Origin of the sequence: Pseudomonas sp. LAP_36, from assembly GCF_019456785.1 — a bacterium.
Taxonomy (GTDB): Bacteria; Pseudomonadota; Gammaproteobacteria; order Pseudomonadales; family Pseudomonadaceae; genus Aquipseudomonas; species Aquipseudomonas tritici.
This window is the reverse complement of record NZ_JAHZMS010000017.1, coordinates 1-19142: the sequence shown is the minus strand read 5'-3', so window position 1 is coordinate 19142 and position 19142 is coordinate 1. Positions and strand designations below refer to the sequence as shown.

Annotated in this window: 12 protein-coding genes; 8 read left to right on the top strand and 4 right to left on the bottom strand. The window is 61.0% G+C overall.

All coding sequences use genetic code 11. The annotated features are described in order from the left end of the window. The first annotated feature begins 12 nt into the window (after positions 1-12). Positions 13-786: an L-iditol 2-dehydrogenase gene (locus JBO08_RS27700; protein WP_220075262.1), complete on the top strand. Its 774-nt coding sequence runs from the start codon at positions 13-15 to the stop codon at positions 784-786. A 145-nt stretch (positions 787-931) separates the two neighbouring features. On the opposite strand, the gene JBO08_RS27695 is transcribed toward JBO08_RS27700, so the two are convergent. Further along, complete coding sequence (locus JBO08_RS27695) at positions 932-1624, bottom strand: NUDIX hydrolase (RefSeq protein ID WP_220075261.1); 693 nt, start codon at positions 1622-1624, stop codon at positions 932-934. 146 nt (positions 1625-1770) lie between these two features. On the opposite strand from JBO08_RS27695, the gene JBO08_RS27690 reads away from it, so the two are divergent. From JBO08_RS27690 to JBO08_RS27670, 5 genes are all read left to right on the top strand, one after another. Beyond that, the gene (locus JBO08_RS27690) at positions 1771-2418 is read left to right on the top strand and encodes a nicotinamidase (RefSeq protein ID WP_049708760.1); all 648 of its coding nucleotides are present in this window, start codon (positions 1771-1773) and stop codon (positions 2416-2418) included. An 11-nt stretch (positions 2419-2429) separates the two neighbouring features. Continuing rightward, positions 2430-3647: a nicotinate phosphoribosyltransferase gene (gene pncB, locus JBO08_RS27685; protein ID WP_065881362.1), complete on the top strand. Its 1218-nt coding sequence runs from the start codon at positions 2430-2432 to the stop codon at positions 3645-3647. A 1-nt stretch (position 3648) separates the two neighbouring features. Then, positions 3649-4458: an ammonia-dependent NAD(+) synthetase gene (nadE, locus tag JBO08_RS27680; protein ID WP_220075260.1), complete on the top strand. Its 810-nt coding sequence runs from the start codon at positions 3649-3651 to the stop codon at positions 4456-4458. A 210-nt stretch (positions 4459-4668) separates the two neighbouring features. Then, positions 4669-5799, top strand: coding sequence for a hypothetical protein (locus JBO08_RS27675; protein ID WP_175405771.1), 1131 nt, complete (start codon positions 4669-4671; stop codon positions 5797-5799). 278 nt (positions 5800-6077) lie between these two features. Further along, on the top strand, positions 6078-7433 hold the full coding sequence (locus JBO08_RS27670) for an MATE family efflux transporter (RefSeq protein ID WP_065876158.1): 1356 nt from the start codon (positions 6078-6080) through the stop codon (positions 7431-7433). Here JBO08_RS27670 and JBO08_RS27665 read toward each other — a convergent pair. Further along, positions 7417-8004 carry a TetR/AcrR family transcriptional regulator gene (locus JBO08_RS27665; protein WP_065876157.1) on the bottom strand — a complete coding sequence of 196 codons (588 nt, stop codon included), beginning with the start codon at positions 8002-8004 and terminating at the stop codon, positions 7417-7419. The genes JBO08_RS27670 and JBO08_RS27665 overlap by 17 nt on opposite strands. Positions 8005-8145: 141 nt before the next feature. Between JBO08_RS27665 and JBO08_RS27660 the strand changes: the two genes are divergently transcribed. After that, positions 8146-9318 carry an MFS transporter gene (locus JBO08_RS27660; protein WP_220075259.1) on the top strand — a complete coding sequence of 391 codons (1173 nt, stop codon included), beginning with the start codon at positions 8146-8148 and terminating at the stop codon, positions 9316-9318. Here the strand turns inward: JBO08_RS27660 and JBO08_RS27655 are convergent, their stop codons facing one another. Continuing rightward, positions 9319-9684, bottom strand: a complete 366-nt coding sequence (locus JBO08_RS27655) for a type II toxin-antitoxin system HicB family antitoxin (protein WP_065876155.1) — start codon at positions 9682-9684, stop codon at positions 9319-9321. It lies immediately after the preceding gene. Further along, on the bottom strand, positions 9681-9932 hold the full coding sequence (locus JBO08_RS27650) for a type II toxin-antitoxin system HicA family toxin (RefSeq protein ID WP_038846635.1): 252 nt from the start codon (positions 9930-9932) through the stop codon (positions 9681-9683). Before JBO08_RS27650 ends, JBO08_RS27655 begins: the two co-directional genes overlap by 4 nt. Before the next feature lie 209 nt (positions 9933-10141). Between JBO08_RS27650 and JBO08_RS27645 the strand changes: the two genes are divergently transcribed. After that, on the top strand, positions 10142-19142 hold a 9001-nt coding region (locus tag JBO08_RS27645), incomplete at its 3' end, for a non-ribosomal peptide synthetase (RefSeq protein WP_220075258.1).

Genomic DNA, 19142 nt, shown 5'->3' with positions numbered 1-19142 from the left:
CAGGACATTTTCATGAAACGTCTCGAAGGTAAAAGCGCGCTGATCACCGGATCGGCGCGCGGAATCGGCCGTGCGTTTGCCCAGGCCTACATCGCTGAAGGTGCTAAGGTCGCCATCGCCGACATCAACCTGCAACAAGCCCAGGTCACGGCTGCCGAGTTGGGCCCACAGGCTTACGCGGTAGAGATGGATGTCACCGACCAAGCCTCCATCGATGATGCAATTGCCGCCGTGGTGGCCGAGGCCGGCAAGCTGGATATTCTGGTCAACAACGCCGCGCTGTTCGATTTGGCGCCCATCGTCGACATCACCCGCGAGAGCTTCGAACGGCTGTTCTCGATCAACGTCGCCGGCACACTCTTCACTCTGCAGGCCGCCGCGCGGCAGATGATCAGCCAGGGCCACGGCGGCAAGATCATCAACATGGCCAGCCAGGCCGGGCGCCGGGGCGAGCCGCTGGTGGCGATCTACTGCGCGACCAAGGCCGCGGTGATCAGCCTGACGCAATCGGCAGGGTTGAACCTGATCAAGCAAGGGATCAACGTCAACGCCATTGCACCGGGTGTGGTGGAGGGTGAGCATTGGGACGGGGTGGATGCGCTCTTCGCCAAGCATGAAGGGCTGGCGCCAGGCGAGAAAAAGAAGCGGGTAGGGGATGAGGTGCCGTTTGGGCGGATGGGCACGGCGGAGGATTTGACGGGAATGGCGGTTTTCCTGGCTTCCAAAGACGCTGACTATGTTGTGGCGCAAACGTACAACGTGGATGGCGGCAACTGGATGAACTAAAGCCTGTTCAGACAAAAGGAGATCCAATGTGGGAGCTGGCTTGCCTGCGATAGCGATGGGTCAGGCAATAAGGTTATAGCTGACAGACCGTCATCGCAGGCAAGCCAGCTCCCACCTTGGAATCTCATTGTTCTCGAAAGAGGTGCTACTCGGCAAAACTGCGATCAAAGAAGTAAACCTCCCCAGGCTTCAGATTCTTCAGCGTCGCCTGGGGCCGGCCGCCTTCACCATTCTTCTTGCGGCCCGTCTCGCATAAATACCCTGCCTCAGTCAGCTTCAACAAACGCTGGCGAATACTGGTCTTCAACACCGGCCGCGCGAGCACCAGGGAAAAGATCGTGGTCGCTTCGGGCGCGCTGAATTCATCGCCCAAGAACATCAACGGCAAGCTGCTGTACAGCGACTTGGAGAACAAGCGTTCCTGCACGGCGGCCACGATGTTGTTGTGATCGAACGGCAACTTGATGCTGCCATCGGCCACCGCGCCCAACGAAAACCAGCCCTGGTGCTCACCCAGCGTCACTTCATCCGCGACAATCGCCAGGTAGTACGTGGACGACGACCAGCACCGCGGATCACGAAACGCATCCCCCACCGTGCCCACTTGCTCGCTCCAGGCCAGGTCCAGGCCGACCTTGTCGCTTGCACGCAAACGCTCCACCGCATCCTGGAGGCTCAGATCTTGCACGCCGCCATTCACCACCACGCCGGGTAATGCCCGATGCCCAGCGAACGGTTCGGCTTCGCGCTTGTTCAGCAACAGCTTCAATTGGCCGGAGGTGCGGCAGTAAAACAGCACACACAGGTCGACGGTATGGAGGTAGGCGCTCAGTGTCATGTGACGTCCTTCTAAACAGCGGTGGGGCACAGTCTAACGAATCGAACAGATATGTCATGTACTGGCGTCAAGATAGATAACTAAATGTTTCTTGCAATGAAAGTACATGACGTGTACTTTTGTTTCCAGGCCAAAGGAGAGCTGCCATGACCCTCGCGAAAACTGCCATTGCTTCATTCGACGTCGACGCCCAGAAGAGCTTCACGCCGCTGTGCCCCGATGAGTTACCGGTGGCCGGCGGTGACCAGATCGGTGCCGAGCTCAACTTCATGGCGAGCCTCGCCGGCCACCGTGTCGGCAGCAAGGACGCCCACACCCCGCACGCGCCCTGGGTGGTCACCCAGCACAGCGAGATGCTGCGGCCCACCGGCCTGGCCCATGCCGATGTGACGTGGGTGAGCCACTGCGTTCCCGGCACCGAAGGCTTTACCTTGCTCGACGAGCTGCCCACCCCGTATGACTACGATTACTTCATCTGGAAAGGCGTCGAACCCGACCTGCACCCCTACGGCGCCTGCTACCACGACCTGCACGACAAGCTGTCCACCGGCGTGATCGAGTACCTGAACGCCAGAGGCGTCAGGCGTGTGATCGTCGGCGGCCTGGCCTTGGACTACTGCGTCAAGACCACCGCGTTGCAACTGCTCAAGGCCGGCCTGGAAGTGGTCCTGCACCTGCCGGCGTGCCGGGGTATTACCGAGGAGGGCGGCGTACAGGCCGTCAATGAGTTGCTCAAAGCCGGTGCCGTCATCAGCAGCACCCGCGAAGAACTGGCCGCGATGGCCGCGCGTTAAGGAGACACACCATGGAAAGTGCATACGACTACGAATCCCCGGTGATCCAGGGTTTGCTCGACACCGACTACTACACCTTCACCATGATGCAGGCGGTGTTGCACCAGCACCCCAATGTCGATGTGGAATACAACTTCATCGTCCGGTCCAAGGAAAAGCTCGGCCACTTGATCCCGCAACTGCGCGACGAGCTGGAGAAGCTCGCCGGCCTGCAGATGCGTGAGGGCGAGCTGCGCTTCTTGTTCAACCCGCGTTTTCGTGAGTACCTCACGCCGGATTACGAGCGCTTTCTCGGCCTGTTCCGCTTCAACCTGCGTTATATCCACGTCAGTGAGGTCGACGGCCAACTCAACATCCGCGTGGTCGGCCCGATGCTGCATTGCATCATGTTCGAGCAACCGGTACTGGCGCTGGTCAGCGAGCTGCGCAACCGCGATAAATACCCCGACGTGACCCTGGAAGACATCACCCGCAAGCTCTACCAGAAGTTCGACTGGCTGGAGAAAAACCTCAGCCGCGACGAGCTGGCCGACTTGCGCGTCTCCGATTTTTCCACCCGCCGGCGCCTGTCGTTCAAGGCCCAGCGCGAAGTGGTCGACATCATGCGCCGCGACTTCCCCGGCCAGTTCGTCGGCACCAGCAACGCGCACCTGGCCTACGAATTCGACCTGCCGCTGATCGGCACCATGGCCCACCAGTGGATGATGGTGCACCAGCAACTGGGCCGGCTGCGCGAAAGCCAGAACGCCGGCCTGGAAAACTGGGTGCGTGAATACCGCGGCCGCTTGGGTATTGCCTTGACCGACACCATCAGCACCGACTTTTTCCTCAAGGATTTTGACCTGTACTTCGCCAAACTGTATGACGGGCTGCGCCAGGACTCCGGCGACCCCATCGTCTGGGCCGACAAAGTCCTGGCCCGCTACAAGCAACTGGGCATCGACCCGATGACCAAGGACCTGATGTTTTCCGATGGCCTGAACTTCGAAAAATGCTTGCCGATATTGCGCCACGTGCGCGGCAAGGCCAAGTTCGGTTTCGGCATGGGCACCAGCCTGGCCTGCGATGTGGAAGGCGTCGAACCGCTGAGCATCGTGATGAAACTGGTGCGGGTGCACGGTGAGCCGGTGGTGAAGTTCTCGGATGACCCGATCAAGAATGTCTGCGAAGACCCCTCGTTTTTGCAGTACGCGGCAAAGGTGTTCAATGTCGGCAGCGTGGAGGTGTGACATGCAAAATCGTATCGCGCAGGAACTGAATATCAATCGGCAACTGGTCAAGGGCGGTGAAGCCAAGGAAATTCAACGGCGCATCGACTTCATCAAGACCACCTTGCGCAGCTCCGGCTGCAAGGCCCTGGTGCTGGGCATCAGTGGCGGCGTCGATTCCCTCACCGCCGGCCGCCTGTGCCAACTGGCAGTCGAGCAGTTGCGGGCCGAGGGCTACGCCTCACGCTTTGTCGCCATGCGCCTGCCCTATAAAACTCAGGCAGACGAAAGCGACGCCCAGGCCTCCCTGGATTTCATCACCCCGGACCACACCGAAACGCTGAACATCGCCGCCAGTGTCGACGGCCTGATGGCCAGCCTGACCGCTACCGAAGCCAACGCCAGCCAAGTTGACTTCATCAAAGGCAACGTCAAGGCGCGCACACGGATGATTGCCCAGTACGCTGTAGCCAATCTGCACAACGGCCTGGTGGTCGGCACCGACCACGGCGCCGAAGCACTGATGGGTTTTTTCACCAAATTCGGCGACGGTGCTTGTGATCTGGCACCGCTGTCGGGCCTGACCAAAACCCAAGTGCGCTTACTGGCCAGCGCCCTCGGCGCGCCGGACAACCTGGTGCATAAACATCCCACCGCCGATCTCGAAGAGCTGGCGCCGGGCAAACTGGATGAACACGCCTACGGCTGCACGTATGCAGAGATCGATGCCTACCTGATGGGCGAACCGGTGAGTGAGCACGTGAGGTCGATTGTCGAGGGGGCGTACAGCAAGACAGCACACAAACGCTCGCTGCCTATCACCCCCGAGTGATCGTTCCCCAAACGACTAAGATCCACCGTGGGCGCTGGCGTGCCTGGGATAGCGGTGGGTCAGCGAACAGTCATGCTTCCTACCGGTGAAAATCGCTCCCCAGCCGTCCGCGGGAACTGTTTTTCCGCTCATGACCACAGATGGAATGTTGATCCAGCGCCCAATCGGTTGGGGTTGGCAGTTATCGATTCCAGTATCTGAGGTCTTGCTATGTCCTATGTAAATCTTCGTCAGGAAACACCTTATTGCGGTGATTTCAGCCCTCGCTGCGAGCAACCCAAGGCTACCTCTGATAATGCTGGTTGGCGTGCACCCAACTCAGTGGTTGCGCGGGACTTCGCTAGAAACTTCGATTACTTCCAGAGTGCTGACAGCGGGTTTGTGACGCAGAAATCCCTTCAGAACGCGGCTAACCGCCCACTGACCGGAAATCCGTTTCATGATCAGATGACGTTTTTGGCAAGGGAGATTCTCCAACGGCCTGAATTGAACGCCATGCTTGACGGAATCAACCATGGCGGTTCATCAGATGGGTTAATCAGCAAGGGCGACGTGGACCGGACCGTTGCTTACATCGATCAGCAAGAAGCACCTCCCATGCGGGAATTTCCAGGGCGGTACAGCGGCGCCATGCAGCGCCAGCGCCTCGAAAACCAATATGCACCTCAGGCTGATTGGCAACAGCCAATCATGTCTGCACCGCACTACGCTAATGAAAACCAATGGGATGGCTCGATGTCAGCGTCGGGGCAGCGTCCTTATGCGAACGACAGCAAGCAAGATCTTCTCAACAAGATACTGGCGCGTTTCAGTTCATTTGAAGATCCAAACTCCCCGGGTTTGATCACCGACAAATCACTCACTGCGGTTGCCAGCGGTTATCACTTGGATGGTCGGCCCGCCACGAGAGCCGAGATGGCGTTGGCCAATGAGCTGCTTGAGCGCGGTGAGGTGTTCAAGGAACTTGATCAAAGCGGCACGGGCGTTCTTGATGGGGCGTTCTCCAGGGATAACCTGGCCTACTCGTCGGACAAGTACCGGAATATGGATAACCACGACCTGATTCAGGGCATAAAGGATAACTTCAGGCAGTTCACCGCTGGCACAAACGACGACTACATTAACGTCAATGAGTTGAAGGAGGCTGCTGGAGTTATTCCGTCGAATCGAATGTTCAGCCCAGAAGCACAGCAACTTGCGGCTGAGCTGCTCAAGCGTCCCGGACTGTTGCGCGAGCTGGATATTGGGACTAACAGCCAGGGCGGGGTGGGCTACGAGGACAATCGTTTCGATATGGCTAACATCGACTACATACTCAATAACGGGCACGCGCCGGCCTGAGCCAGAGTGAACAACTGCCCCACGGCGGCCACAAAAAAGCACGGGGTTTGAGGCGACGGTATTTTTGTAGTGAGCGGGCGTGCCCTAATGCCAGTCAGTCAAGGGCGAAGATGTACCTGTGGCGGGGGAGTTTTGCCGCTCTTCCGACTTCTTAACTGACTGCATTGGGGCACGCCCGGCCACTACAAAGGCCATGTTCAGAATCCCGTCCCTTAACTGATGGGATCCACTTACGGTATAACCTTCGGACGCTTTAGTTATCCGAGGCCCCGTTTTTCATGCAAAGCCCCTTGCAACGCCCGCTCTGGCAGATCTACCTGATCTTTCTGGCACCGATGGTGCTGTCCAACTTCCTGCAAAGCTTTTCCGGCACCCTCAATGGTATCTACGTCGGTCAAATGCTCGGCACCCAGGCGCTGGCAGCGGTGTCGGGGATGTTTCCCATCGTGTTTTTCTTTATCGCCCTGGTGATTGGCCTGGGGGCGGGTGCCTCGGTGTTGATCGGCCAGGCCTGGGGCGCCCAGGAAACAGGGATGGTCAAGGCGATTACCGGCGCCACCCTGACCCTGGGGGCGCTGGTAGGTATGATCGCCGCAGTGCTGGGCAGCCTGTTTGCGCGCTCGGCCTTGCAGGCGTTGGGCACGCCGATTGATGTGCTCGACGATGCGGTCGGTTATGCCCAGAAAATGATGCTGATCATGCCGTTGCTGCTGGTGTTCATTCTCTACACCCAATTGCTGCGTGGCGTCAGCGATACGATCTCGCCGCTGCTGGCACTGATGGTCTCGACCCTGGTCGGCCTGCTGCTGACCCCGGCGCTGATTCGCGGCTGGATCGGCTTGCCGCCCATGGGTATCCAGAGCGCGGTATATGCCGGACTGGTAGGCAACGCCCTGGCAATGCTGTTTTTGATCTTGCGGCTGCGCCATAAAAACCATGTGATGGCGCCGGATCGCGAACTGCTCGCGGCCTTACGCCTGGACCGCGTGATTTTAGGAAAGGTCCTGCGCATAGGCCTGCCTACCGGCTTACAGATGGTGGTGCTGTCGCTGTCAGAATTGGTCATTCTCGCCCTGGTTAACGGTCATGGCTCCCAGGCCACCGCGGCGTATGGCGCGGTGACGCAAATCGTCAACTATGTGCAGTTTCCGGCACTGTCGATTGCCATCACCGCATCAATCCTCGGTGCGCAGGCCATTGGCGCCGGGCGCCTGGAACGCATTGGGCCGATCCTGCGCACGGGCTTGTTGATCAACACCTGCCTCACCGGCGGCCTGATTGTGCTGGGTTATGTGCTGTCCCACTGGTTACTCGGCCTGTTCATCACCGACGACGCGGCACGGATCAACGCCGAACACCTGCTGCACATCATGTTGTGGAGCATCCTAGTATTCGGCTTCCAAGCTGTGATCGGCGGGATCATGCGCGCCAGTGGCGTGGTGCTGATGCCGGTCGCGATCTCGATCTTCTGCGTGCTCTGCGTCGAGTTGCCGATTGCTTACCTGTTCAATGCCCACTTCGGCCTGGAAGGGGTGTGGATGGCGTTTCCGGTGACTTACCTGGCAATGCTGGCATTGCAGGCCGCGTATTACCGGTTGGTCTGGCGGCATAAGCAGATCAAGCGGCTGGTGTGAGGTACAGGCCTCGCAGCAACAGCTCCAGGCCCTGCAAGCCCTGCTCCAGTCGCTCGCCGGGGTGTTCATCGCGGGCGATCCATAGGGCGGTGTTGACCAGGCTGCCATTGATCAATTGCGCCAGCGCGACGCTCGGGGCCTGGTGGATGAGACCGGCCTGCATCAGGGCCTCCAGCAGTTGGCGCAATGATTCAACACACTGTTGCTGAGAGCCGGTATCACCCAATACGGCCGGCGCATCCTGCAACACAATGCGCTGTATTTCATTCTCCTGAGCCATGCGCAAGTAGGCGCGGCAGCGTTCGCAAAAACCACTCCAGGGGTCTGCGGCCTCATCCGAAATGCGCTGCAAGCTGGCGTCCATCTCGCTGTCGAGTTGGGCAACTACCGCAGCCAAGAGCCCTTTTTTGTCACCAAAGTGGTGGTACAACGCACCGCGGGTCAGGCCAGCACGGGCGGTGAAATCATCCATCGAAGTGTTGGCATAACCTTGCAAGGCGAAGGCCTGGCGCGCGCTGGCGATCAGCCGGGCGCGGGTGTCTTCGATCATTTCAGCACGGGCTCGGCTCATGGTAGGACTCACAATGGGCAAGTGAAAGATTGACATACGCTGCGTATGTTACGCATGATTTGACACATACGCACCGTATGTATTTTGCCTTGAGCCTTGCAGATAGCAAGTTCCAGGGCAATCAGGAAGAGGTCAAGCAGGATGGCAAACCCTTACGCCGAGTTGTTCCAGGTCCCTGGCGCCCGAGCTTTTGTGCTGGCGGGTATGCTGGCGCGCATGCCGATATCGATGACAGGCATTGGCTTGATCACCATGCTCTCGCAGGTGCATGGCGGGTATGGTCTGGCGGGCTCGGTGGCGGCGGTATTTGCCTTGGCCACGGCATTTTGCGCGCCGCAGGTGTCCAGGCTGGTGGACCGCCATAGCCAAGGGCGAGTACTGCCGATTGCCGCGCTGATCGGCGGCGGGGCGCTGCTGTTGTTGCTGCTGTGCACCCGCTTGCAGGCGCCGAACTGGATGCTGTTCCTGTTTGCCGCCTTGGCCGGGTGCATGCCAAACATGTCGGCCATGGTGCGGGCGCGGTGGACCGAGTTGTACCGCGGCCAGCCCAAGCTGCAAACCGCCTTTGCCCTGGAGTCGGTGCTGGATGAGGTGTGCTTCATCGTCGGCCCGCCGATTTCGGTGGGCCTGAGCGTGGTGCTGTTCCCGGAAGCGGGTCCGTTGGTGGCGGCGCTGTTGTTGGCGGTGGGCGTCACGACCTTTGTGTTGCAACGCGAGACAGAACCCCCTGTGCATGAGCATCAGGACCATCACGGCCGTTGGCTGATCGCTTCCCCCTCCGTGTTGATCCTGATGATCCTGCTGCTGGCCATGGGCGTGATCGTTGGCGTGGTGGATGTGGTCAGCGTCGCCTTTGCCCAGCATCAGGGCCAGCCGACGGCGGCGAGCATTGTGCTGTCGGTATACGCCATTGGCTCATGCCTGGCAGGGCTGGCGTTTGGCACCCTTAAACTCAAGGCGCCGTTGCCCCGGCAGTTCCTGTTCTGTGGCGTGGCTACGGCGTTGACCACCTTGCCATTGCTGCTGGTGACCAACATTCCTGGGCTTGCGGTGGCGATCTTTATTTCCGGGCTGTTCTTCGCTCCGACCCTGATCGTGGCCATGGCCCTGGTAGAGCAGATCGTGCCCGTCAGTCGCCTGACCGAAGGCATGACCTGGCTGATCACCGGCCTCAGCATTGGCGTGGCCATCGGCGCCGCCAGTTCCGGTTGGATGATCGACCACTTTGGCGCCACCAGCGGGTTCTGGGTCGCATTGGTGGCGGGGGCGGTGGTGCTGGGTTCCGCGGTGTTGGGGTCTCGGCGATTGGGGTAATCAGCCAAGCGCCGGGCAAGTATCTGCACTGTGATGCTGTAAAAATTCATTCAGTGCCTGGCGTGTCAGGTCATTGAGCGTCACTTTCTTGCGAGTCGCCGCCAGGGCCGCCGCCAAGTGCAGGTCATGGCCGACCCGGACATTAAAGGAGCCTTTGCAAGGCTTCTCCGGTGTATGCCCAAGGGTCTGGCAGGTGGTGAGATAGTCGTCCACTGCCTCACGAAATGCGGCGTCCAACTCGGCGACGGTTTTGCCTTCGTAGCTCACCAACGCCTTGATGAACAGAATCTTGCCGAACAGGCAGTTGTCTTCGAGGCTGGCTTCAATAGAGCCGATGTAGCCTTTGTGTTTCAGTTGGTTGTTCACTGAATCAGTTCTCCTGATTTCAATTGCTCGATGATCTGGCGCCGAATGTAGTGTTTCAGTTCGTTACCAGGGTGAGGCTTGTGCAAGGTGATCATTGCACTGGGGTCACCGATGTCGAATTTGACGCGGCTTCCAGCCCCTTCAATCTGTGTGTAGCCGAGCCGACGCAGCAGCGTGACGAGTTCGGGCCAGGTAAATGCCATGTGCTCGTTGAGCAGTTTGGCGAGCAGCTTTTCATTTTTGGACACGGCGTTCCCTGCGTGTAACTAAATGTAGTTGCAAAAAGTGGGGTCCGTCAATGCTAGCTCGGGTTCGTGTGGTCTTCCTGAGATTGATGTAACCCCTGATGACACCTCGCGCCACGCCGCCCATCCCCCGCTAATTTTTCCCTCTCCGGTTCGTTTTATAGGGACGACGTGCCTTTGTGCTTCCTGCCTATTGCTCCGGACTCCAAGAAATGAATGCTGAAGACTCCTTGAAACTTGCTCGCCGGTTTATCGGGTTGCCCCTGGAAAAGCGCCAATTGTTCCTGCAGGCCTTGCAGAAAGAAGGCGTGGATTTTTCCCGGTTTCCGATTCCGGCAGGGGTGGCAGTGGAGGATCGCCAGGCGCCGTCCTACGCGCAGCAGCGCATGTGGTTTCTATGGCAATTGGATCCCGCCAGCGGCGCCTACAACCTGCCGGGTGCGGTGCGTTTGACGGGCGCGTTGAACCTGGGCGCACTTGAGCAGGCATTCGCCAGCTTGGTCGCGCGCCACGAAACATTGCGCACGGTGTTCCAGCGCCAGGCTGATGAGCGCCTGTTGCAGGTGGCGGCGCAAACGTCGTTAAGCGTCGAGCAACTCGATCTGAGCAATCTGGCCCACGCTGAGCGCGAACAGGCCGTCAACGAAGCGGCGACCCGTCAATCGCTGCTGCCGTTCGACCTGGAAAACGGCCCGCTGCTGCGCGTGCAATTGCTCAAGCTCGATGCCCAGGAACACGTATTGCTGTTGACCTTGCACCACATCGTTTCTGACGGCTGGTCGATGAACGTGCTGATCGATGAGTTCATCCGCTGCTACGACGCCCATGAGCGTGATGAAACCCCGCAATTGCCGGCCTTGCCGATCCAGTACAGCGACTACGCCCTGTGGCAACGCCGCTGGCTGGAGGCCGGCGAACAGGCTCGCCAACTGGACTACTGGCAGGCGCGCCTGGGCGATGAGCATCCGGTGCTGGAACTGCCCACGGACCGCCCGCGCCCGGCCATGCCGAGCTACCAAGGCACGCGCTATAACTTCGCAATCGGCCCGCAGTTGGCGACACAACTGCGCACTTGCGCACAAAAACACAACGTCACCCTGTTCATGCTGTTGCTCGGTGCTTTCAACGTGCTCCTGCATCGCTACACCGGGCAAGGCGACATCCGCGTTGGCGTGCCCATTGCCAACCGCAACCGGACTGAAGTCGAAGGGTTGATCGGCTTTTTCGTCAACACCCAAGTCTTGCGCACCGAATTGACCGGGCAAACCCGCATCAATGAACTGCTGCAAGGCATCAAAGAGCATGCCTTGGGTGCGCAGGCCCATCAGGATCTGCCGTTCGAGCGTCTGGTAGAAGCCCTCAAGGTCGAGCGCAGCCTGAGCCATACGCCGCTGTTCCAAGTGATGTACAACCACCAGCCGGTGGTCGCCGACATCGCAAGCGTCAGCACCGCCTCCGGCCTGGAGCTGGCGCTGGTGGAATGGCAAGGCCGCACCACCCAGTTCGACCTGACCCTCGATACCTATGAAAAGTCCGGCACACTGCACGCCGCGCTGACCTACGCCAATGACCTGTTCGACGCGTCGTCTATCCAGCGCATGGCCGCGCACTGGATCAGCCTGTTGCAGTCCATGGTGGGCGACGGTGAGCAGCGCATCGGTGAATTGCCGATGCTGGCCGCGCATGAACAGCAGGTGTTGATCCAAACCTGGAACCGGACCGACGAGGCATATCCGACTGAGCGCGGCATTCATCACCTGATCGAAGACCAGGTACGGGCCACGCCCGATGCGCCGGCGCTGGTGTTTGGCGCTGCCACGCTGACTTACGCTCAGTTGGATGCGCGTGCAAACCAACTGGCGCATGCCCTGCGCGCGAAGGGCGTTGGCCCCGACGCCCTGGTGGGGATTTGCGTCGAGCGTTCCATCGAAATGGTGGTCGGTCTGCTGGCGATTCTCAAGGCGGGTGGCGCCTACCTCCCGCTGGACCCCGAATACCCCCCGGAACGCCTGGCCTACATGGTCGAGGACAGCGGCATCCAGTTGTTGCTCAGCCAGCGTAGCCTGTTGCCGTTGCTGCCTGCCGATGGCATTCAGGTGATTGCCCTGGACCAGCCCGCCGGCTGGCTCGATGGCTACCGTACTGAATCGCCAAACGTCAGCCTGCACGCGTTGAACCTGGCCTACGTGATCTACACCTCCGGCTCCACCGGCAAGCCCAAGGGCGCCGGCAACAGCCATCGTGCGCTGGTCAATAGGCTGTGCTGGATGCAGCAGGCCTATGGCTTGGACGCCAGCGATGCGGTCCTGCAGAAAACGCCTTTCAGCTTCGACGTCTCGGTGTGGGAATTCTTCTGGCCGCTGATGACCGGTGCACGCCTGGTAGTCGCAATGCCGGGCGAACACCGCGAGCCGGCTCGTCTGATCGAGACCATCAGGCAACACCGCATCACTACGCTGCACTTCGTGCCGTCGATGCTCCAAGCGTTTATCCATGAGCCAGGTGTGCAGTCTTGCATCAGCCTGCAACGTATCGTCTGCAGCGGCGAAGCCTTGCCACTGGACGCGCAGTTGCACGTGTTCGCCAAATTGCCCCAGGCCGGGTTGTTCAATCTCTACGGCCCGACCGAAGCGGCCATCGACGTTACCCACTGGACCTGCGTCGACGAAGGCGCCGACAGCGTGCCCATTGGTCGGCCCATCGCCAACCTCGGCACCTACGTGCTCGACGCCCAGCTCAACCCTGTTCCCACGGGCGTCAGCGGCGAGCTGTACTTGGGCGGCACTGGCCTGGCGCGCAGTTACCATCGGCGGCCGGCGCTCACCGCCGAGCGTTTTGTGCCGAGCCCCTTCGGTGAAGGCGCACGCCTTTACCGCACCGGCGACCGCGTGCGCCAGCGGGCCGACGGGGTAATCGAATACCTTGGCCGCCTCGATCACCAGGTCAAGTTGCGCGGCCTGCGGATCGAGCTGGGTGAAATCGAGGCGCGCCTTATGCAGCACCCATCGGTGCGTGAAGCCGTCGTGCTGGTGCAGGGCGGCAAGCAGTTGGTGGGCTATCTAGTGTTGGAAGGCGCAGCGCCGCGCGACCTCAAGGCCTGGTTGCTCAGCAGCCTGCCGGAATACATGGTGCCCACCCACATGGTGCCCCTGGACAAGTTGCCGGTGACTGCCAACGGCAAGCTTGACCGCAAAGCCTTGCCATTGCCGGACGCCACCCCACAGCAGGCCTATGTCGCGCCGGAAAATGACCTGCAAAAAGCCTTGGCGGCGATCTGGAGTGATGTGCTTGGCACGCCGCAGATCGGCCTGGAAGACAACTTCTTCGAACTGGGCGGTGACTCGATCATCTCCATCCAAGTGGTCAGCCGTGCGCGCCAGGCGGGCATACGCCTCAGCCCGCGGGATTTGTTCCAATACCAGAGCGTGCGCAGCCTGGCGCTGGTGGCCGCCTTTGAGCAGGCAACCGTTATCGAACAAGGGCCAGTCACCGGCGAGGTGATCCTCACTCCTGTGCAGCACAGCTTCTTCGAGCAGGCGATCCCGGCGCGTGAGCATTGGAACCAGTCGTTGCTGCTGACCCCGCGCGAAACCCTGGAGCCCGCGCGCCTTGCAGCGGCCTTGACCCAGTTGATCAACCACCACGACGCCCTGCGCCTGCGCTTTGTGCAACAGGCCGAAGGCTGGCAGCAAACCCATGCTGAGCCGGTGACAACCACCGAGTTGTGGCAAGCCAACGTCGCTGACGACGCCGAGTTGGCCGCACTTTGCGATAGCGCCCAGCGCAGTCTCAATCTTGAACACGGACCACTGGTACGCGCGGTCCTGGTCGCGATGGCCGATGGCACCCAGCGCCTGCTGCTGATGATCCATCACCTAGTGGTGGATGGCGTGTCGTGGCGCATCCTGCTTGAAGATTTGCAACAGGCTTACCGCAACGCCGCACTGCCGCCCAAGACCAGCGCCTACCAGCGGTGGGCGCAGCAATTGCAGGCCCATGCGCAGACGCTGGACGACCAACTGCCGTATTGGCAGGCACAGACTGCGAGCGCCGACTTGCCGTGCGACAACCCTCAGGGTGGCCTGCAGAACCGTCTGGGCAGCAAGCTGGAAATCCGCCTCAGTGCCGATTACACACGCCAACTCCTGCAAGACGCCCCGGCGGCCTATCGCACCCAGGTCAACGACCTGTTGCTGACCGCACTGGCGCGCGTCATCAGCCGTTGGAGCGAGCAACCCGCCGCACTGATCCAACTGGAAGGGCATGGCCGCGAAGACCTGTTCGACACAGTCGACCTGAGCCGCACGGTTGGCTGGTTCACCAGCTTATTTCCCGTACGCCTGCAAGCCGACGGCGAACTGTCGAGTGCGATCAAGTCGGTGAAGGAGCAGCTGCGCGCCGTGCCGCACAAAGGAATCGGCTACGGCCTGTTGCGCTACCTTGGCGCGCCTGACGCCCGCGAGGCCTTGTCAGGCCTGGCCGCGCCGCGCATCACCTTCAACTACCTGGGCCAGTTCGACCGCCAGTTCAACGAATCGGCGCTGTTCGTTCCGGCGACCCAGGGCAGCGGCCAGGCCCAGGACCCTGAAGCGCCGTTGGCCAACTGGCTGACGGTGGAAGGGCAGGTGTACGGCGGTGAATTGGCCCTGCAGTGGGGCTTCAGCCGCGAGATGTTTGAGGTGTCGACCATTCAGCGCCTGGTGGATGACTACCAGCAGGAGCTGCTGGCGCTGATCGAACATTGCGTCGACCCGCAACAGGGCGGCCTGACCCCCGCCGACGTGCCGTTGACCCGCCTGACCCAGCCACAGTTGGACGATTTGGCCTTGCCATGCCGGGGCGTGCAGGACCTGTATCCGCTGTCGCCCATGCAACAAGGCATGCTGTTTCACAGCCTGTACCAGCAGGGGCAGGACGACATTTACGTCAGCCAATTACGCGCTGATATCCAGGGCCTGGATGTGCCACGTTTCCAACGTGCCTGGGCGCAGGTGCTGGCGCGGCATGACATGCTGCGCACCGGGTTTGTCTGGCAGGACGCGCAGACGCAGCCGTTGCAAGCGGTCTACCGCGATGCCGTGTTGCCGTTCGCCGAATACGACTGGCAGGCGCGCCCCGACCAGCAAGCGGCACTCGACGCATTGAGCGAGGCCACACGGGCACAAGGGTTTGTGCTGGAACGGGCGCCGCTGCTGAGCCTGAAACTGGTGCGTACCGGTGCCGAGCGTTTTCATCTGATCTATACCAACCACCACATCCTGCTGGACGGTTGGAGCCGTGCCCAGCTGTTTGGCGAAGTCTTGCAGCATTACGCCGGCCAGCCGTTGCCGGCGATCCAGGGGCATTACCGCGACTATATCGCCTGGTTGCAGGCGCAGGATGTGGCGGCCAGCGAGGTGTTCTGGAAAAGCCAATTGGCGGCGCTGCAAACACCGACGCGTCTGGCGCGTGGCGTATCGACCCATCCTTCGCCGAGCAAAGGCACGCTGCATCTGGCCCTCGATCAGGCGCAGACCGCGCAACTCAGGGCATTTGCCCTGGCGCACAAGGTCACCCTCAATACCGTGGTTCAAGCCGCCTGGCTACTATTGCTGCAACGTCAGACCGGCCAGGACACGGTCGCCTTCGGCGCCACCGTTTCCGGTCGGCCAGCGGGGTTGCAGGGCATCGAGCAGCAGGTCGGCTTGTTTATTAACACCTTGCCGATCATCGCCACGCCCAGCCCGCAGCTGTGGGTCGGCGAATGGTTGCAGCAGTTGCAAGAACTGAACCTGAGCCTGCGCGAGCACGAACACACACCGCTGTTCGATATCCAGCGCTGGGCCGACACGGGCGGTACGGCATTATTCGACACCCTCCTGGTCGTTGAAAACTACCCGGTCTCTGCGGCATTGGCACAGGGCGCGCCGGCCGGGCTGGCGTTCAGCAACGTGCAAAATATCGAGCAGACGCACTATCCATTAACCGTGCTGTTGGGTGCAGGTGCAGCGCTGGAATTCGAATTCAGCTTCGATACAGAACTGTTCGGCGAGGGCGAGATTCGCCAACTGGCCGAGTACTACCAGCACCTGCTGCACAGTTTGAGCGGTGCGGCCGAGCAACGCCTGGGCGATCTACCGACCCTGGCGGACGCTGTGCGCCAACACGTGGTCTACGACTGGAATGCCACTGCGCGCGATTACCCGTTGCACCGCAGCGTGCATCAGTTGATCGAAGAGCAGGCCGCGCGCACGCCGGATGCACCTGCGCTGGTCTTCGCGCAGCAGCGTTTGAATTATGCGCAGTTGAACCGCCGCGCCAATCGCCTGGCCCATCGCTTGATCGAAGCGGGGGTGGGCCCGGACGTGTTGGTGGGCCTGGCTGTGGAACGCTCTATCGACATGGTGGTGGGCTTGCTCGCCGTCCTCAAGGCCGGTGGCGCCTATGTGCCGCTGGACCCGGAATACCCGCGTGAGCGCCTGGCCTACATGCTCGACGACAGCGGCGTAAAGTTGCTGTTGACCCAGGCCCATCTGCTTGAGCAATTGCCGCTTCCGCCCGGTGTCGAGAGCCTGGTACTGAGTGACGCGGGGTTCGACGCTTACAGCGAAGCCAATCCAGACGTTGCACTGGATGGCGAAAACCTCGCCTATGTGATCTACACCTCAGGCTCCACCGGGCAACCCAAAGGCGCCGGTAATCGGCACTCGGCATTGGCCAACCGCTTGCAATGGATGCAGGAAGCCTATGCACTGGACGCCAGCGACAGCGTGTTGCAAAAGACCCCGTTCAGCTTTGACGTGTCGGTGTGGGAGTTTTTCTGGCCGTTGATGACCGGCGCGCGCCTGGTGGTCGCGGCGCCTGGCGATCACCGTGATCCGGCCAGGCTGATCCACCTGATCAATCAAGCGCAAGTCACCACGCTGCACTTTGTGCCGTCGATGTTGCAGGCGTTCCTGCAGGATCCGACGGTATCGAGCTGCCAGAGCCTGCAACGCCTCGTGTGCAGCGGCGAAGCGCTGCCGATTGATGCCCAGCAGCAAGTCTTCGCCAAGCTGCCCGAAGCCAGGCTCTTCAACCTGTACGGTCCGACCGAAGCGGCCATCGATGTGACCCACTGGACATGTGTCGATGAAGGCTGCGATGCGGTACCGATTGGACGCCCGATTGCCAACCTCGGTTGCTACATCCTTGACAGCAACTTCGCGCCCGTCCCGGTCGGTGTGCTGGGCGAGCTGTACCTGGGCGGTATTGGCCTGGCCCGTGGTTATCACCGTCGGCCGGCACTCACGGCCGAGCGCTTTATCGCGCACCCATTCGTCAAAGGCGAACGCCTGTACCGCACCGGCGACCTGGCACGCTACCGTGAAGACGGCGTGATCGAGTACGCCGGGCGTATCGACCATCAAGTCAAGCTGCGCGGCCAGCGCATCGAGCTGGGTGAAATCGAAGCGCGCCTGCTGGAACACGACTGGGTCCGCGAGACGGCGGTGTTGGCGGTAGGCGGCCAATCCTTGGTGGGCTATCTGGTGCTGCAAAACGCGGGTGATGATTGGCGCGATGTATTGAGCGCCCACCTGGCCCAGCACCTGCCGGACTACATGATACCGGCGCAGTGGATGCTGCTGGCACAGATGCCCCTGAGCCCGAATGGCAAGCTGGACCGCAAGGCGTTGCCTTCGGTCGACGTGCAAACCCGTGAATACGTGGCGCCGCACACCGAACTGGAACGCCGGGTCGCCGCCATTTGGGCCGAGGTATTGGGCGTGGAACAGGTCGGCCTGAATGACCATTTCTTTGAGCTGGGCGGACACTCCCTGTTAGCCACCCAAGCCATATCGCGCACTCGCCATGGTCTTGGCCTGGATGTCGGGTTGAAGGCACTGTTCGACCAGCCGGTCCTCGGTCGCTTCGTGGAGGCGTTGACTGACGCCAGGGTTGAAACCAGCCCGATAGCGCGGGCCGAGCGCAACCAGCCATTGGCGCTGTCCTACGCTCAGGAACGCCAGTGGTTCCTCTGGCAACTGGACCCGCACAGCGCGGCCTATCACGTGCCCAGCGCACTACGCCTCAAGGGGCAACTGGATCACATCACGTTGCAGCGCGCTTTCGACACCCTGGTCGCACGCCATGAAAGCCTGCGTACTCATTTGCAGCAGGATGCTGACCGTACGGTGCAAGTGGTCAGCCCTGAACTACGCATTGAAATCAGCTTGGCCGAAGCGAATGAGGCGAACCTGAAGGCGTTGGTAGAAGCCCGCATCACCCAGCCGTTCGACTTGCGCCAGGGCCCGCTGATGCGCGTCAGCCTGCTGCGCCTGGCCGCGGATGAGCATGTGCTGGTGCTGGTGCAGCACCACATCATTTCCGATGGCTGGTCGATGCAAGTGATGGTCGATGAATGGGTACAGCTCTACGCCGCCTATAGCCAGGGGCAGCCGCTGCAACTGCCGGCGCTGCCGATCCAGTACGCCGACTACGCCGCGTGGCAACGCCAGTGGATGGAAGCGGGGGAGACCGCGCGTCAACTTGACTATTGGCGTGAACTGCTCGGCGGCGAACAACCGGTGCTTGAGCTGCCATTCGATCACCAGCGGCCCGCGGTGCCGACTCATCGCGGGGCACGGCTGAACATGCCATTGCCTGCGGCGCTGCTCGACAGCCTCAAGGCCCTGGCCCAGCGCGAAGGCGTGACGTTGTTCATGCTGTTGCTGGCGTCCTACCAGGCGTTGTTGCATCGCTACAGCGGCCAGCAGGATATTCGCGTGGGTGTGCCGATCGCCAACCGTAACCGGGTCGAAACCGAGCGGCTGATCGGTTTCTTCGTCAATACCCAGGTGCTCAAGGCCGATATCGACGGGCAGACCACCGTTGCCCAGTTGCTCGCTCAGGTCAAGCAGCGTGCGCTGCAAGCCCAGGCTCATCAGGACTTGCCGTTCGAGCAATTGGTGGAAGCGCTGCAACCGGAGCGCAGCCTGAGCTTGAGCCCGTTGTTCCAGGTCGCGTTCAACCACCATGTCAGCCTGGCGGGCGGGCATCTGCGGCGCCTGGAACAGCTGCAGATCAGTCCGGTCAGCTGGGATGAGGCGGTTGCGCAGTTTGACTTGACCCTCGATATCGAAGAGTCCCAGGACGTATTGCGCGCCTCGCTGAGCTACGCCACTGACCTGTTCGACGCTGCCACCATTGAGCGCATGGCGCGGCATTGGCAGAACCTCTTGCAGGCGATGGTTG

Excerpts from the sequence above, each read along its gene's own strand:
- JBO08_RS27700 (WP_220075262.1), top strand. The coding sequence starts at position 13 with ATGAAACGTCTCGAAGGTAAAAGCGCGCTGATCACCGGATCGGCGCGC.
- JBO08_RS27695 (WP_220075261.1), bottom strand. The coding sequence starts at position 1,624 with ATGACACTGAGCGCCTACCTCCATACCGTCGACCTGTGTGTGCTGTTT.
- JBO08_RS27690 (WP_049708760.1), top strand. The coding sequence starts at position 1,771 with ATGACCCTCGCGAAAACTGCCATTGCTTCATTCGACGTCGACGCCCAG.
- pncB (WP_065881362.1), top strand. The coding sequence starts at position 2,430 with ATGGAAAGTGCATACGACTACGAATCCCCGGTGATCCAGGGTTTGCTC.
- nadE (WP_220075260.1), top strand. The coding sequence starts at position 3,649 with ATGCAAAATCGTATCGCGCAGGAACTGAATATCAATCGGCAACTGGTC.
- JBO08_RS27675 (WP_175405771.1), top strand. The coding sequence starts at position 4,669 with ATGTCCTATGTAAATCTTCGTCAGGAAACACCTTATTGCGGTGATTTC.
- JBO08_RS27670 (WP_065876158.1), top strand. The coding sequence starts at position 6,078 with ATGCAAAGCCCCTTGCAACGCCCGCTCTGGCAGATCTACCTGATCTTT.
- JBO08_RS27665 (WP_065876157.1), bottom strand. The coding sequence starts at position 8,004 with ATGAGCCGAGCCCGTGCTGAAATGATCGAAGACACCCGCGCCCGGCTG.
- JBO08_RS27660 (WP_220075259.1), top strand. The coding sequence starts at position 8,146 with ATGGCAAACCCTTACGCCGAGTTGTTCCAGGTCCCTGGCGCCCGAGCT.